Source organism: Desulforhopalus glucosivorans (assembly GCF_054397165.1).
Genome location: NZ_AP044854.1, coordinates 2,590,232 through 2,604,654, shown reverse-complemented (window position 1 = coordinate 2,604,654; position 14,423 = coordinate 2,590,232). Strand labels below are relative to the sequence as shown.

At 40.5% G+C, this 14,423-nt stretch carries 15 protein-coding genes; 4 read left to right on the top strand and 11 right to left on the bottom strand.

The window, feature by feature from the left end; genetic code table 11:
• Window positions 1-65: 65 nt before the first annotated feature.
• Together ACX6CI_RS11290 and ACX6CI_RS11285 are read right to left on the bottom strand one after the other, a co-directional pair.
• On the bottom strand, window positions 66-353 hold the full coding sequence (locus ACX6CI_RS11290) for an integration host factor subunit alpha (protein WP_458778258.1): 288 nt from the start codon (window positions 351-353) through the stop codon (window positions 66-68).
• Between the two features lie 103 nt (window positions 354-456).
• The gene (locus tag ACX6CI_RS11285; protein WP_458778257.1) at window positions 457-1,662 is read right to left on the bottom strand and encodes a type II secretion system F family protein; all 1,206 of its coding nucleotides are present in this window, start codon (window positions 1,660-1,662) and stop codon (window positions 457-459) included.
• A gap of 323 nt (window positions 1,663-1,985) precedes the next feature.
• Here ACX6CI_RS11285 and ACX6CI_RS11280 point away from each other — a divergent pair, with 323 nt between their 5' ends.
• Window positions 1,986-2,231, top strand: coding sequence for a PxxKW family cysteine-rich protein (locus ACX6CI_RS11280; protein ID WP_458778256.1), 246 nt, complete (start codon window positions 1,986-1,988; stop codon window positions 2,229-2,231).
• 76 nt (window positions 2,232-2,307) lie between these two features.
• Here ACX6CI_RS11280 and ACX6CI_RS11275 read toward each other — a convergent pair whose 3' ends face one another.
• Both ACX6CI_RS11275 and ACX6CI_RS11270 read right to left on the bottom strand, forming a co-directional pair.
• A complete protein-coding gene (locus tag ACX6CI_RS11275; protein WP_458778255.1) occupies window positions 2,308-2,994 on the bottom strand; it encodes a YggS family pyridoxal phosphate-dependent enzyme in 687 nt (228 codons plus the stop codon).
• A gap of 4 nt (window positions 2,995-2,998) precedes the next feature.
• Window positions 2,999-3,817 (bottom strand): TatD family hydrolase, encoded by an 819-nt coding sequence (locus ACX6CI_RS11270; protein WP_458778254.1) that lies wholly within the window; start codon window positions 3,815-3,817, stop codon window positions 2,999-3,001.
• A gap of 397 nt (window positions 3,818-4,214) precedes the next feature.
• Here ACX6CI_RS11270 and ACX6CI_RS11265 point away from each other — a divergent pair, with 397 nt between their 5' ends.
• From ACX6CI_RS11265 to ACX6CI_RS11255, 3 genes are all read left to right on the top strand, one after another.
• Entirely contained in the window at window positions 4,215-4,613 is a 399-nt protein-coding gene (locus ACX6CI_RS11265; RefSeq protein WP_458778253.1) for a roadblock/LC7 domain-containing protein, read from the top strand.
• 89 nt (window positions 4,614-4,702) lie between these two features.
• Window positions 4,703-5,308 carry a GTP-binding protein gene (locus ACX6CI_RS11260; protein ID WP_458778252.1) on the top strand — a complete coding sequence of 202 codons (606 nt, stop codon included), beginning with the start codon at window positions 4,703-4,705 and terminating at the stop codon, window positions 5,306-5,308.
• 11 nt (window positions 5,309-5,319) lie between these two features.
• Window positions 5,320-8,151: a hypothetical protein gene (locus ACX6CI_RS11255; RefSeq protein ID WP_458778251.1), complete on the top strand. Its 2,832-nt coding sequence runs from the start codon at window positions 5,320-5,322 to the stop codon at window positions 8,149-8,151.
• A 189-nt stretch (window positions 8,152-8,340) separates the two neighbouring features.
• Here ACX6CI_RS11255 and ACX6CI_RS11250 read toward each other — a convergent pair whose 3' ends face one another.
• From ACX6CI_RS11250 to ilvB, 7 genes are all read right to left on the bottom strand, one after another.
• Entirely contained in the window at window positions 8,341-9,213 is an 873-nt protein-coding gene (locus ACX6CI_RS11250) for a cytochrome b N-terminal domain-containing protein (RefSeq protein ID WP_458778250.1), read from the bottom strand.
• Window positions 9,197-9,589, bottom strand: a complete 393-nt coding sequence (locus ACX6CI_RS11245; protein WP_458778249.1) for a QcrA and Rieske domain-containing protein — start codon at window positions 9,587-9,589, stop codon at window positions 9,197-9,199. The genes ACX6CI_RS11250 and ACX6CI_RS11245 overlap by 17 nt, the downstream gene beginning before the upstream one ends.
• 142 nt (window positions 9,590-9,731) lie before the next feature.
• Window positions 9,732-10,262 (bottom strand): pantetheine-phosphate adenylyltransferase, encoded by a 531-nt coding sequence (coaD, locus tag ACX6CI_RS11240; RefSeq protein ID WP_458778248.1) that lies wholly within the window; start codon window positions 10,260-10,262, stop codon window positions 9,732-9,734.
• Window positions 10,259-10,906: a 16S rRNA (guanine(966)-N(2))-methyltransferase RsmD gene (gene rsmD / locus ACX6CI_RS11235; RefSeq protein WP_458778247.1), complete on the bottom strand. Its 648-nt coding sequence runs from the start codon at window positions 10,904-10,906 to the stop codon at window positions 10,259-10,261. Before rsmD ends, coaD begins: the two co-directional genes overlap by 4 nt.
• 63 nt (window positions 10,907-10,969) lie before the next feature.
• Window positions 10,970-11,614 carry a phosphatidylserine decarboxylase family protein gene (locus ACX6CI_RS11230; RefSeq protein WP_458778246.1) on the bottom strand — a complete coding sequence of 215 codons (645 nt, stop codon included), beginning with the start codon at window positions 11,612-11,614 and terminating at the stop codon, window positions 10,970-10,972.
• A gap of 27 nt (window positions 11,615-11,641) precedes the next feature.
• Window positions 11,642-12,127, bottom strand: a complete 486-nt coding sequence (gene ilvN / locus ACX6CI_RS11225) for an acetolactate synthase small subunit (RefSeq protein ID WP_458778245.1) — start codon at window positions 12,125-12,127, stop codon at window positions 11,642-11,644.
• Window positions 12,128-12,170: 43 nt separating this feature from the next.
• Complete coding sequence (ilvB, locus tag ACX6CI_RS11220; RefSeq protein ID WP_458778244.1) at window positions 12,171-13,871, bottom strand: biosynthetic-type acetolactate synthase large subunit; 1,701 nt, start codon at window positions 13,869-13,871, stop codon at window positions 12,171-12,173.
• Window positions 13,872-14,423 lie beyond the last annotated feature (552 nt).

The following is a 14,423-nucleotide window of genomic DNA, read 5'->3' as shown; positions in this document are numbered from 1 at the left end:
GTGGGTAACACTTAGGGGAGTCATAAGTAACTTAAGAGGTTAATTGGTTAACCAATATGTAGCAATTACGATGCGTTAATTTTATCTCTGAGGATTCCTGAAGGTTTGAATGTCACAACTCGCCGAGCATCAAGGGTTAGCTCATCTCCTGTTTGTGGATTTCTGCCACGTCTGGATGTCTTATTTTTGACGTTGAATTTACCAAAACCACTTAGTAGCAGATCCGCCCCACCAATCAACGATTCTTTTGAAATTCTTAAAAAAGCCTCAACAGAATCTGTTGCCTGTGCTTTAGTGAGTTCCTCGTGGTTCTTATATACCTGCTGAACGAGATCAGCTTTCGTAAGTGTCATATTTCTCTCCATTATTAATTGGTCTGTAAATTAACCTTTATTAATCATATACTTTGGACAGGGAAAGTCAAATTCTATGAAGAAAAAACTATCATATTTACATTTATACAACAGAAGCGATTTTGAATATAGGTAGATACATGGCTACAACAAGACCACCGATCATACCACCAAGAAAAACCATCATAAAGGGTTCGATCATCGCGGTGAGGTTTTCCACTGCTTGATCCACCTCTTCATCATAGAAATCTGCAATTTTCTCAAGCATGGCATCAAGGGCACCAACAGATTCTCCAACATTAATCATTTGCACAACCATATTAGGGAAAACACCAGTTTCTTCTAATGGGTCAGCAAGAGGTCTACCTTCTGCAATGGAATCGCCAACCCTAAATACTGCTCTCTCAATTATTTTATTACCAGAGGTCTTTGCAACAACCTGAAGAGCTTCGAGGATAGGAACACCACTCTGAAGCATGGTGCTGAGGGTTCTCGTAAATTTGGCTACGGCCACTTTTCTGAGTAATACTCCAACAACAGGGGAATAGAGCAATCCTTTATCGATTGCAATTTGTCCCTTTTCTGTGGAGTAAATTTTTTTGACAACCCAAAAGAGAGCAAGGAAAAATATGATAATGTATAAGAAGTTGTGCTTTAAAAACTCACTCATAGCGACAACTATCTGAGTCGGAAGGGGGAGAGCAGAACCAAAATCTTCAAACATGGTCTGGAAGACAGGTATAACAAAAACTAATATCACGGCGAGAATTAATATAGAGATGGCAATACAGATAATAGGATATGTCATTGCACCCTTGATTTTCTTCTTCAAGGCCATGGATTTTTCCATGAAGCCAGCCAGCCTTGATAGAATAGTGTCCAAGATACCTCCTGTCTCACCGGCCTCTATCATGTTTGTGAAAAGGTTGTCAAAAATTTTAGGTCGTTTGCGCATGGCATCAGCAAGTGTAGAACCTGCTTCAACATCTGATCTGATTTCACCTAAAGCTTCTTTAAACGTTTTATTACTCTGTTGTTTCTCTAAAATCTCAAGGCCCTGAACAAGAGGCAAGCCCGCATCAATCATCGTTGAGAGCTGACGCGTGAAAATAACAATGTCCTTTCCTGTAACATTTGGTTTTAAGATGGAAATGTTCTCAAGGATATCTTTTGGCTTTTCTTTTACAACAGCACCACTAATTCGAAGTCGTTTAACTTGAGAAGTAGCTGATGCAAGGTCAGGGGCCTCAAGTTCACCTTTGCGCTTTTCACCATATGAGTTTTTCCCCTTCCAGATATACGTTGGCATTCCCTTCTCCAGTTGTGCTAACCTTAAGCAATGTTTTTATTAGAAAATAAAATTGATCGAGTACGCAATAACGATTATATATCATGCAGTTATTGTTTTCAACCTTTTGACAATTTTTATGCCATTAAATCACTAAAATAGACAAATTTTATGTTTAAAAAGGCAAAAGAAAAAGGCAAATAATTTTAAAAACAGCTTGTGTTGTGCGGTTTGGCTTGCTATATTGTTTGGTTCTTGAATTATTGACAATAATTAATCATAGCTGTTAGAGCTTTTTTCTGGTGAAAACCAGTAAGTATTTTGATGGGTCGGAGGACTACAATATGAAAAATGAGACCACAGTAAGTTATGCCGATGGCCGTTTTCAGCCAATTGCCGAAAAGTGTGATGGTTGCGGACGAGTTGTTGAGCAAGAAGGTGTTCAGTACTGCAAGAGTTATCTTTATCCTGAGGCAAAGTGGAAACTGGGCATGTGTAATTTTGCTACCCACGCTAAACCTGAGATAAATGTTGTAACAGTACGCATCAACCCTCTTAAAGCAGCAAAGCGAGCATCAAAAAGAAAATAATTGTTAAAATTAAATTATTTGAAAAAAGGGGCTGTCTCATAATTGAGATATAGCCCCTTTTTTGTTTAGGCTAACGTTAACTTCTTTGTCCAAAAATTGCTGTACCGACGCGGATGATTGTTGCTCCTTCCTCAATAGCGATATTAAAATCTCCAGACATTCCCATCGATAATTCTATCCTGTCGGTTTTTGGAAATAATCCTTGATTGTTAAGTTTTTCAGACAACTTTCGTAATTCTCGAAAATAGAATCTACTTTCTTCCTTACTATTGGTGAGAGGAGGGATGGTCATCAGCCCGCAGACTTTTAAGTTTGACATCTCATTGAGTTTTGTAAGCAGGGGTGCTGCCATACCTTCTGCAACGCCAGATTTGTTTGGGTCATTCCCAATATTAACCTGTACGAGAATGTCGAGTGTTTTGCCAAGTTTTGCACAATGTTTGTTTAATGCCCGGCCAAGTTTTTCCCGGTCAACGGTTTCTACCATATCACAACACTCAGCTGCTACTTTCGCCTTATTGCTTTGTAAGTTGCCTATAAAGTGAATTTTAGCTTCTTTTGGAATGAGGGGCTTTTTAACCGTTACTTCTTGTATATAGTTTTCACCAAAAAGCTCATGGCCAGCCAGGAAAGCTTCTTGTATCTTGTCGGCAGAAAAACGCTTTGATACTGCAATAAGTTTTATGTCTGTAGGGGGTCTGCCGCATTTAATGGCTGTTAATTGAATGGTTTCTTTTATTTGTCGAAGGTTGCTGGCAATCATGTTGTCAATTTAGATTGAAAAGTTTACGTGCGTTAGAAGTGCTCTGGTGAGCGACTTCTGATATATCGATATTTTTTAGTTCTGCAATTTTGGCAGCAGTGAAAAGGACGTTGACAGGTTCGTTACGTTTCCCACGAAAAGGGTGAGGGCTAAGAAAAGGTCCGTCTGTTTCTATAATCATATTCTCCATGGGGACTTTTTTTACAACTTCGTGGAGCGTGGTAGCATTTTTAAAAGTAACGATTCCAGGGATGGATATTATCATTCCTAAATCAATAATCTGCCTGGCAAAATCGTAGTCTCCAGAAAAACAGTGCATAACACCACCCTGAAGAAAATCTTTTTTACTGCGTAGTATCTGTAGCGTGTCGGACTCAGCTTCTCTGTTATGTATAATAATAGGTAGTTGAAGTTCAGTCGCCAAATCTATTTGCTTGTTGAAATGAAAACGCTGATTTTTAGGTTGGGAGTGCATTTTAACATAGTCCAGACCTATTTCGCCGTATCCAACAATATTGTCCGAGTTGGCCTGGTATAGTGATCGAAGAACTTCATACGCATCTTCATTGAGTTTGTCGACCTCATGGGGATGTACACCGATTGTTGCGTAAATATTTGGGTACGTTTTCGCGATTTCGACAGCGCTATGAGAACTGTCAACATCAATGCCAATTGTAATAGTAGTTTGCACACCATGAAGAGATGCTCGATCAAGGACTTCATCAAGATCATTTTTAAAGAGCTCCATATCCAGGTGGCAATGGCTGTCAACCAGGTAATGGTTTTCTGGTAGCGTGGGAAAGTCAGGTTGTAATTTTTTCAAAAGAAAATCGCCTTATAATGTTGTTTGGTAAAATTGTACACTTTTGCTGAAAGGCCAAAAATAGAAGATATGCATGGAATTAGGATGCTCATTAACCAGAATATATCGTCAGAGGGATGAAATTGTTATAAATAGGTAAAATAGTTCTTCATATCGTAAGAAATCTGTCGTATATTGTTAACAGTAAAATTTTGTTGTATATTTTGCACATATGAAAGTACTATAATCATAGAAGATACAAGGGAATAGTTATTTCTTTATTTGAATAAATAAATTGTTTCTTCGTATAGTAGCTAGTCGTATTTTCAAATATCTAAATCACATAAAAGAATTATTTTTTTATTTGACCTTCAATTAAGCTGATCGTAGCAACCAACTTTACAATGAGGTTTGTGGCATGAATTATGGGATTGTCAGTCAAGAACAACTCGAGCAGATAGATGGGATTTTATCGGAAAAATTGATAAAGCTCGGTGTCGATTGTGTCATTATTATTGACATGGCTGGAAATATAATAACTGCAAAAGATAATGGTGAAAGTAAGTATGACGTGTATTCTTTTGCTGCATTAGCCGCAGGAAATTTTGCAACCGTTGACGCGATGGCAAAACTCGTTGGAGAGCAGGAGTTTTCGTTGCTTTTTCATAAAGGGCAAGAGTCGAACATACATTTTAGTAAGATTGATGATGAATTGTTGCTGATCTCAATGTTTGGACGTGATATTTCTCTTGGATTTTTGCGTCTTAACGTAGTGGATGTAATAGAAAAAATACGGTCTATATGGGACAAACAATAACATAGTCAGCACATATTCAAGTAGTCGTAATATGCTGAATTGTTATTTAAGGATTGTTATTTGGCGATACGCCGATAGGGAGTGAAACGTTGAGTTTTATCAACTTAAAAGACAAAGTCGTTCAGGTTAAAATTGTTTATTACGGACCTGGCCGATGTGGGAAAACCACAAACTTAGAATATATTAATCGGACATATCGAAAACAGATTGTATCTGAAATGGTAAGTCTGAAGACCCACGGTGACAGAACCTTATTTTTTGATTTCTTACCCTTTGATATGGGCCAAATCAAAGGCTATGATATTAAAATACAGCTCTATACTGTTCCAGGGCAGGTAAAATATAACGCCACGCGAAAATTGGTGCTTCGTGGAGTTGATGGTATCGTTTTTGTCGCTGATGCTATGGAAAAACAGAGGGAAAAAAATATTCGATCCCTCAATCAACTTCATGAGAACTTGCAATCCTACAAAGAGAGTATATTCAAGATACCTCTTGTCATGCAGTATAATAAAATTGATCTCAAAGAGCATGGTATTCCCATATTACCAACAGAAGTTCTAGATAAAGATCTCAATAGTCGATTGAAAGTTCCTTACTTTGAGGCAAGCGCCATTACAGGTTATAATGTAGCGCCGACATTGAAAAAAATAATATCTTCTTCTGTGATTTCAATTCAGAAAAAATTACTCTAGAGAGAGCTGTGGTGGAACAGTATACTGAAAATCAATACGATGACGACTTGACCGATAGCAGCGGCGAATATGATGACTCCTATTATACCGGCGCTGAGGACCTTTTTGACTATACTCCTGATGAAGAATCACCTATAAGTCGTTTAAAAAGTCTCGTACTCTCTATAGACTGGGAGATTACAGATGATGTCCTCATGGAATTTAATGAGGAGTTGCTAGATTTAAAAGACATCTGGGCAGGTGAGAAGATCAATCTGGTCTACGTTCAGGCCCTTGAGAAGTTGAGTAAGTATATCTACCAGAAAAAAGCTGAGTCACATCCCAGTGCCATTAAACTTCTTTTAACACTATATCATAACCTTGAAAAGATAGTCACTTCCGATGATTTATCAGCAGGTGAGAAAAAATCGATTCTCCTTGAAGATGTTAAGCGATTTGAAGATTTAAAGTCACACCTTAAGACGCCTGGAAAAAAGGTTTCTGCGGTAGCTCCTCGTACAGTAGTTGAGGAAGTTGCCTCTGGTGCTCTAGCTGGCGGAGAGAGTGAACTTATCAATCTTAAAGCAATTGTTTTAGGCATTGATTGGGAGATAACCGATGATGATCTCAGTGCTCTCAGAAAAGAAGTGGTACGCCTTGAAACACTGTTTGCTGGAAGCAGGCCTAAATTGATCTTATTGCAGGGTTTAGGTACCATTGGTGCGTATATTAAGGTCAAAAAAAGTGATTCCCATGCAGATGCTTTCAAAGTATTACACCTTTTCTATGATAGTTTAGAAAAGATTGTCGATTCTCCGATGAGTGTGGATGAAGAAAAGGCCATACTGTTTCCAGCAGTAGAAAGATTTAATGAGTTTAAATCTCTGCTCGGTGAAACGATATCTCCCGAGAAAATTAATCGTAGGAATGAAAACCAGGATGGTGATGCTCCTGGTCAGTCGGCAGGTTCACTTACCCCTGCTTTTTCGGATCTTCCAGAAGACGATGTGATGGGCTTTCAGGCCGATAAAGAGGCAGCTGCTCTAGGTATAGAAAATCCAGATAATGTTAATGACCACGTAGCTAACTTTTTTGGTGAAGATAGTTTTGTAGATGAACGTGAACCAACTGAACAATTAGCCGCTCAAATGGAAAGTCAGTTTGGTGGTTCTGATAGCGGTGACATTGAGGTTGTGGATAAGAGTACAGCTCTTCAGGGTGTCGATGTCGAAGAAGGTGATGAAGAAGACGAAGAAGACGTTGCAGTTCTTCATAGTGATGAGGGAGATGTTTCTCCTGCACTCTCTTTTGACGATGATTCTCTTACTGATTCACCTATATCTGAAGAGGCTAATGAACTTGTTGCATCAGATTTCGCAGAGGAATCTGTGCAAATCGAAGATGATCCTATTCAGGTAACCTTTCCTGATGACGGTGAAGATGAGGTTGTTGCAGATTTCAGCTCTATTGATAAAAGTTTTGCTCTTCAAGGAGTTGATGTTGAATCTGAAGCAGACGATGATTCTGATGAAGAAGCGCTGCCGGTTTTAGAAGGTGAACTTGCTCCTGCCTTAGCAGATAACGATGAGGTTAGTTTATTTAACGCCGAAAAATTAGATCAAGTCATTGAGTCTGATGGTTTAGAAGATGAGATTTCAGATACTGTTCTTGATTTCTTTGAGGAAGAACAGTCGGTTGAAAAGACGGAATTTGACTCTGATGAAATTTCAGACGAAGGGCCTCTGGAGCTTGATGAGGATCTAAGTTTTGAACCTGATCTTTCTACGACTAGTGAGATAGAAGAGGAAGCAGGGCCGATATCTGATTCTTTGGAAGCGTTACAGGATAGTACACCTGCTGAGCCTCCTGTCAGCTACGATGAATTTGATTTAGCAGGACAAGAATCATCTTCTGCAATCGCGGAGGAAAAGAGTGAAGACGATATTTCCACGGACATTGAGGGGCAACTCGATGATTTCTTCGGCAGTGATGATTTTGGTAGCGAAGATTCAGCAAACGATATGTTCCCATCCATGGGACTTGACGCAGATGATAGTACTGGAGTAGCTGTAGATATTGAAGATAGTATCGATGAAGAAGTTGTTTTTGAACTAGTTGAAGAATCACTTGAAACAGAACATAAAGAAATAAATGAGCTAGCCGGCGTTGCAGCTGTTGGCGGAATTGCTTCGCTTTCAGATGGTGCTGATCCTGTAGTGGAACCACTCGATGTACCGGATATTGAGCCGTCTGTTGATGCGACTAGTGAAACTGATTCTGTAGTCGTAGACACTGTTTGTGATCTTGATGGATTAGCTTCGTGTATCGAAGCTGCCGGGCTCGAACTCGAAGATAATGTTCTCTCCGGTTTATTAGACGAACTGCAGATGCTTGACGAAAAGTTTGTTGGACAACCCCTTGATCGAACCTTTGTCTCTCTTCTGCGATCGGTAGCAACTCATATTGATCGATACCGCTATGAAGCAGGTAGTAGTGCATATGAGCTTCTTAAATCAGTTTATGATGCATTAGCACTGAGCCAGAAAGAAACAGATAAGAAAGAGAATTTGATTCTTTCAGAGACGGTTAAGGTATTGGCCTGGCAGCAAGAGATAATCTCAAATGATAGCAGAAAAACCGCTGATAGTGCCAAAATGGCCGCACCTTTATTCGTTCAGGAGCTTGGTAATCCCAGCGATGAGGTTATGACTTTTGAAGACGATGTGCTCAATGATATCGAGGCAGAACAGTCACCAGGTGGTTCAGGTGAGCCGCCCGTAAATATTAAGGACGAGATATCAAGTCTTAGGAAGAGTTTACAGGACGAGATAAGTGAGCTCAAAAAAGGACGGGAAGAGGGGTAGTGCCTTACTCCTGAAAAATGTACCTTGAACAATATTTGAAAATTACAACAAAAAAAGAAGTCTCAGGTGTTGAAAATTGATAAAATTTAGCTGCTTATCACGTTATATTGAATAGATAAATCGTCTTGTAACTGTAGAGTAATAGTAGAAGATAAAAGGTTGCCCCGTTGTTACGGAGCAACCTTTTTTTTATCTGATATATGCTACAACAGTTAATCCAGCATAAATGAGAAGAAAGAAAAAAAGTAACTTTATATATAATTTATGTTTAGGATGTGAGGGTTGTATTGAGAATATGAGCCCTACAAAGATGATCGGCACGATTACACCAGCTATCACCGGGTCAAAATATCGTAAAAGCTCTTGAAGGCCCAGGAAGAACCATGGCCCAGCTATATAGGTCGTTCCCAGCTTTTCAGGATCCATTGGAGCATAGATGACTGAGGAGAATAGAAGCATTACAGCGCTGATATGTAAATAGTTGACTAATTTTATTCTATATATTCTTAGGTGGCTCCAGAGAAGAATAAATAAGATAACGTCGAGGCCAACTACATGCTGGACGTACACCTTACGCAGGCCACTATTGTCAACGGACAGTAAAATACTGTCAATGACATTTCCGAGAATTGGTATGGTGTGAACAATACTCTCTGCAATCATACCTGCTGAGGCGCCAGTACTGTCTCCTCTTAGAATATATCCTGTAAAAAGTAGAAGTATAATAACTGGAATGGTGGCTATGAGTTTTATCCACTCAACCGGTTTGTAATCCTCAGTTTTCTGGTAGATTGCAATAAGGTGAAAACAGGTAAAAAAGAAGAAAAATTGGCTTGTATAAAAGTGAAGAGACCGAAAATAATAACCGTAAGGAATAAGAATATCCAGAGCTGAGGAGGAATAGTATGGTGTCGAGTAGTCGTATTGAAGGCCGACGATTATTCCTGAAACTATTGAAAAATAGAGGGCAATTAGAGACCAGGCTCCCCATTTGATCTGGTAAAAAGTATCTACTCCATACCCAGCCAGTTGAGATATCCCTTTTTTACATTGTGACAACATAGAGTGGGTCATTATCGCGTTTTTCGACCGGGAAAAAATGAAGTGAGTTTTTAGCAGGGCCCTCTAGGACAGCACCTGTGGTAGGGTGAAACTTACTCTGGTGACAGGGGCATTCTAGAATATCTTTTTCTTCGAGGTAATTGAGCTTGCAGCCAAGGTGGGTGCATTTTCTGGATACGGCCCAGCAAGCATCTTCTTTATCAAAAAGAATAAAATCTTTCATGATAATAATACCATTAGCTGGAGCCGGTTTATGTATATCAACCAGTACCGGCTTTCGTGGGACTTTAAAGCCAATAAAACGAAGAAGCGGGTAGCTGAGGCCCAAAGCAGCAAGCCAAGCTATAATAGATCTGCGTGATAGTTTGTAAGACATTCTCGTAAGAAAGTTGTGCTCTGTAAAATATTAGTGTCGTAATCAGAAAGCTGCGATGTCAAACGTGGAATCCCACGTCTTATAACGCCAATGATTGTTAAGATAAGTTTCAGATAGCGGCACCATAGAGAAGTGAGAGGTTTTATCTCGGCTCATTTTCCTGTGTACCATGCTTAGAAAACTTCTCAATCAGCATTCTGTTGACATGCTCAGGCACGAGATCACTCACGTCCCCGCCGTTTCTCGAGGCATCTTTAATGATTGAGGAGCTGATATATATCCAGCGAAATCCGGGCATGAGAAAAACGGAATCAACTTCTCGCTGAAGTTTACGGTTTATGAGTGCCAGCTGAAACTCGTAATCAAAATCTGACACAGCACGAATTCCACGGACAATGGCTTTCGCTTTTTTTTCGTAAGCATAGTTAACGAGAAGTCCAGAGACCGACTCAACGCAGATTCGCTTTTCATCTTTGAAGGTTTCTTCTATCATCATAATCCGCTCTTCAAGGCTGAAAACAGGATCTTTTGCTGAATTTACAGCTACCCCAACAATAACCTTGTCAAACAAATTCAAAGCTCGCTTCATGATGTCTACATGACCCATTGTGATAGGGTCAAAGGTTCCTGGATAAACAGCGATGGAATATTCGTGACTGTTTTCTTCACTCATTGAGCTGCTCCTTTCACGTTAGTACCAGGTGGAATTGTTTGATTATCGTCTGGGGTGCTTTGTGTCTTAACATTCTCGTAAAATGAAAAACCTGTTTCACCGTAGGTTCGCCTATTCGTAAGCTCAAGATATGAAAGCGTCTCTGGAAGGACTATATTGTGACGTTCTTCAATAACAAGGAGGCCATCATCTTTGAGTAGATTTTGATCACAGATATACTGTAGAACAGGAAGTGAAAGGTTCTTGCCGTAGGGTGGATCAGCTAAAATAAGATCGAACTGAGAATCTGTATTTTCAGGGAATTTTTTTATAAATGAAGGTCTTTGCAGGTCATCCTTGATGATGATAATTTCTCTGTTTTGCAGATGGATGTCTGGGAAGATTGATACGTTTTTTTTTAAGACTGTTAGTGAGGTGTGTCCCTTATCAACAAAAACAACTCGACTAGCTCCACGACTAAAAGCTTCAAGACCTAAAGCACCAGTACCGGCAAAAAGATCGAGTACCGCTGAATTTTGAACCCTTTGTCCAAGTATACTAAACAAAGCCTCTCTAGCCCTGTCTGCCGTGGGGCGTATGGCGTTGTCCTTTGCTGGCGGTGCGACAAGCCTTCGTCCTCGTGCTGAACCACTGATAATTCTCACAATATTAACATATTATTAGGGTTGATTTTTTTCAAAGGCAGTCATCTCAATCATTGACGATGTTTATCGTAATCTACCAATGATAGTCTCTCCAGCTCTGACCTTTTGGCCAGTTGTAACAAATAGTTCTGTTTCCATTGGTAGATAGAGATCAACACGTGACCCGAAACGAATGAGACCAAAGCGTCTTCCCTTAACTGCGATATCACCAGGCTCAAGCCAGCAGATAATTCGTCTTGCAATGAGACCCGCAATTTGAACAACGGCCATTTTTTTATCGCCTTTAAGCCCAATTACTATGGCCGCATATTCATTCTCAAGGGCCGCTTTGTCACTGTCGGCTGAGTAGAATTTACCTGGATGGTAGATGATCCGCTCCACTGAGCCGGAAAAAGGAAGCCTGTTCACATGAACGTTAAATACATTCATGAAGATGCACACCTTTTTGACTTTTTGCTCGGTGAACTGATCATCTTGCACTTCGTCAATAGAAATGATTTTTCCATCGGCAGGACAAACTAAGGCATCCTCATCAAATGAGACAAATCGTTCGGGGTCCCTGAAAAAGGCTAATACAAAGGTGGTGACAATGAACATGAGACCGGCCAAGAGTTGGTAGCCGGCAATAGTGAGCAGTAGTGTGCAAAACGCACTAAAACCAATAAAAGGATACCCTTCTTTGGCAACAGGTACTTTAGGAGTGAGCATAATATGTATTGTTATAGAGAGTTGAAGCTATTTAGTTTTTGTCGCCCGGGCCATTGCAATAGTTCCGGTACGAATAATTTCTTTAATGCCGATGGGGCGTAATATATCTATTACAGCTTTTATCTTGGATGCTGATCCTGTAACTTCAACTGCGTAGCTTTTTGCACTCACATCAACAACTTTACCTCTGAAAATATCTATAACACGTAAGACCTCTGCTCTGGTGTGTGACTCGGCCTTCATACGAATGAGTACCATCTCACGTTCAACAAATTCTTGATCGGAGATATCCGTTACCTTGATAACATCAATAAGCTTATGGAGTTGTTTTGTTATTTGCTCAATGATCGCATCGTCACCCCGTGACACAACTGTCAGGCAGGATACTCCCTTCTCAAGGGTCTCGGCTACACAGAGACTCTCAATATTAAATCCACGTCCGCTGAACAGGCCGGTTACACGGGATAGCACACCCGGTTTATTCTGAAGTAATACCGAAATAGTATGTTTCATCTATAGGATCCTAGCTAAGTGTATATTGAATCAGTGAAAAATATCAAACAAGCAACATTTCTGTGTTTGCTTTACCAGCAGGCACCATTGGGTACACACCTTCTTCTTTTTCAATCTTAAAATCCATTATAACAACATTGTCTGTTGCAAGAGCCTCTACAATAACCGGCTCTACCTCATCTTTAGTTGTAGCTCTTAGGCCAACTGCCCCATAGGCCTTGGCAAGATCAACAAAATCAGGAGCAACATCCATGGTGGTTGATGCATAGCGTTTATCGTAGAAGAGTTCCTGCCATTGCCGGACCATCCCGAGGTAACTGTTGTTGAGGATCGCAATTTTCACAGGACAGTTATACTGTTTTGCGGTTGCGAGTTCTTGAATATTCATTTGAATAGAACCGTCGCCTGCAATATCGATAACCGTCTTGTCAGGGTAGGCCATCTGAGCTCCAATGGCAGCAGGCAAACCAAAGCCCATGGTGCCAAGGCCGCCGGAGGTAACAAAGTGACGATGGTAGTCAAATTTGTAAAACTGGGCTGCCCACATTTGATTCTGTCCTACTTCGGTGGTAATTATCGCCTCACCATTGGTATGTTTGTGGAGTGTTTCAATAACAAACTGAGGTTTGATAATGGAAGTGTCTTCGTCATATGATAGCGGGTGTTTGACTGTCCACTCTCTGATGAGATTAAACCAGGGGATATGTCTTTCGGCTTCAGCAGATAGGTCTATGTCAGATTTTGTATCAAACCAGGCGTTTAAAGCCGCAAGAGCGTTTTTGCAATCGGAGACAATGGGGACATCGACTTTAACATTTTTACTGATTGAAGTGGGATCAATATCAATGTGTATTTTCTCAGATTTAGCTGCAAAATCTTCAAGTTTTCCAGTAACCCGGTCGTCAAATCTGGCACCAACGGCAATAAGAAGATCACACTCAGCAACAGCCATATTAGCGGTATATGTACCGTGCATTCCAAGCATCCCCATTGAGAGTTCATGGGTGCCGGGAAATGCACCAAGCCCCATAAGAGTCATGGTAACCGGAATATTAAGTTTGATGGCAAGTTCAGTGAGTTCTTTTGCTGAATCCGATAGAATAACACCTCCGCCTACATAAAGAACCGGCTTCTTGGCCTTCATGATTTTCTTGCACGCCTTTTCTATCTGGACCGGATGAGGCTTGTAGGTTGGTTGGTAGCTGGATAATTTGACATCTTTCTTGGGAGGATATGTCATCTGGCTTGCAACAAGGTCTTTAGGAAGATCCACAAGCACTGGACCAGGTCGTCCAGATCTCGCAATATGGAAAGCTTCACGAAGGGTTGGGACCAGCTCGTCAAGCTCACTGACCAGGTAGTTATGCTTGGTGCATGGTCTGCTGATGCCGACAATATCCACCTCCTGAAAGGCGTCGTTACCGATAAGGGCACGGGGAACTTGACCTGTGAGGATAACCATTGGAATAGAATCCATATAAGCTGTGGCTATACCAGTGACACCATTGGTTGCACCTGGGCCTGAGGTGAGTAGAGCTACCCCCACTTCTCCGGTCACTCGTGCCAGTCCATCGGCTGCATGGACAGCTCCTTGCTCATGGCGAACAAGAACATTTTCTATATCTGAGTCCATTAAGGCATCATAAAGGTCAATAACTGCACCTCCAGGATAACCAAAAATAGTTTTTATACCTTCTTCTTTGAGGCACTGGACGATGGCCTGGGATCCACTAATTTTCCCCATCAGTCTCTTTCCTTATAATGATTGAGAAAGTTCTTCTTCGTAGCAAAGAACAAATTGAATAGTCTAACTCCGGCGAACGGCAAGTAAAGCCGGGATACGTTTGTACCTCAAAAGTTATTGGTAGTTTGTGGCCTGTTGTTTTGTAGGCCACAGACCGTTAACAACCTCCTGTTTCCGTATCCATTACGTACAGTAACAAATATCTTCTCTGGAACAAGGTACTAACGACTATGAAGCAAGCAGAAAATATATCTGTGAACTGTGCTTCTGTCAACCAACAAAGACTTTGAAGGCATATGTTGACACCATTTGTATAGATCGACCAGAGAGAAGTGTGGTGAGGGAAAAAATAGCTGTAAAGTTTATTGTACTTGTTGAGTCAGGTATAAAACCATCTATTTTCATCTATATTAGCGTTAGAGGGCAAAACAATCTTGACAAGGGTATTATTCGATGTAGATTTATCTCAAACTTAATCAATACTTGATGATTCTTATGACAAACACAAACTCGCTACTGCTTCTGCTTCTAGATGACACGTTGACCAAGACC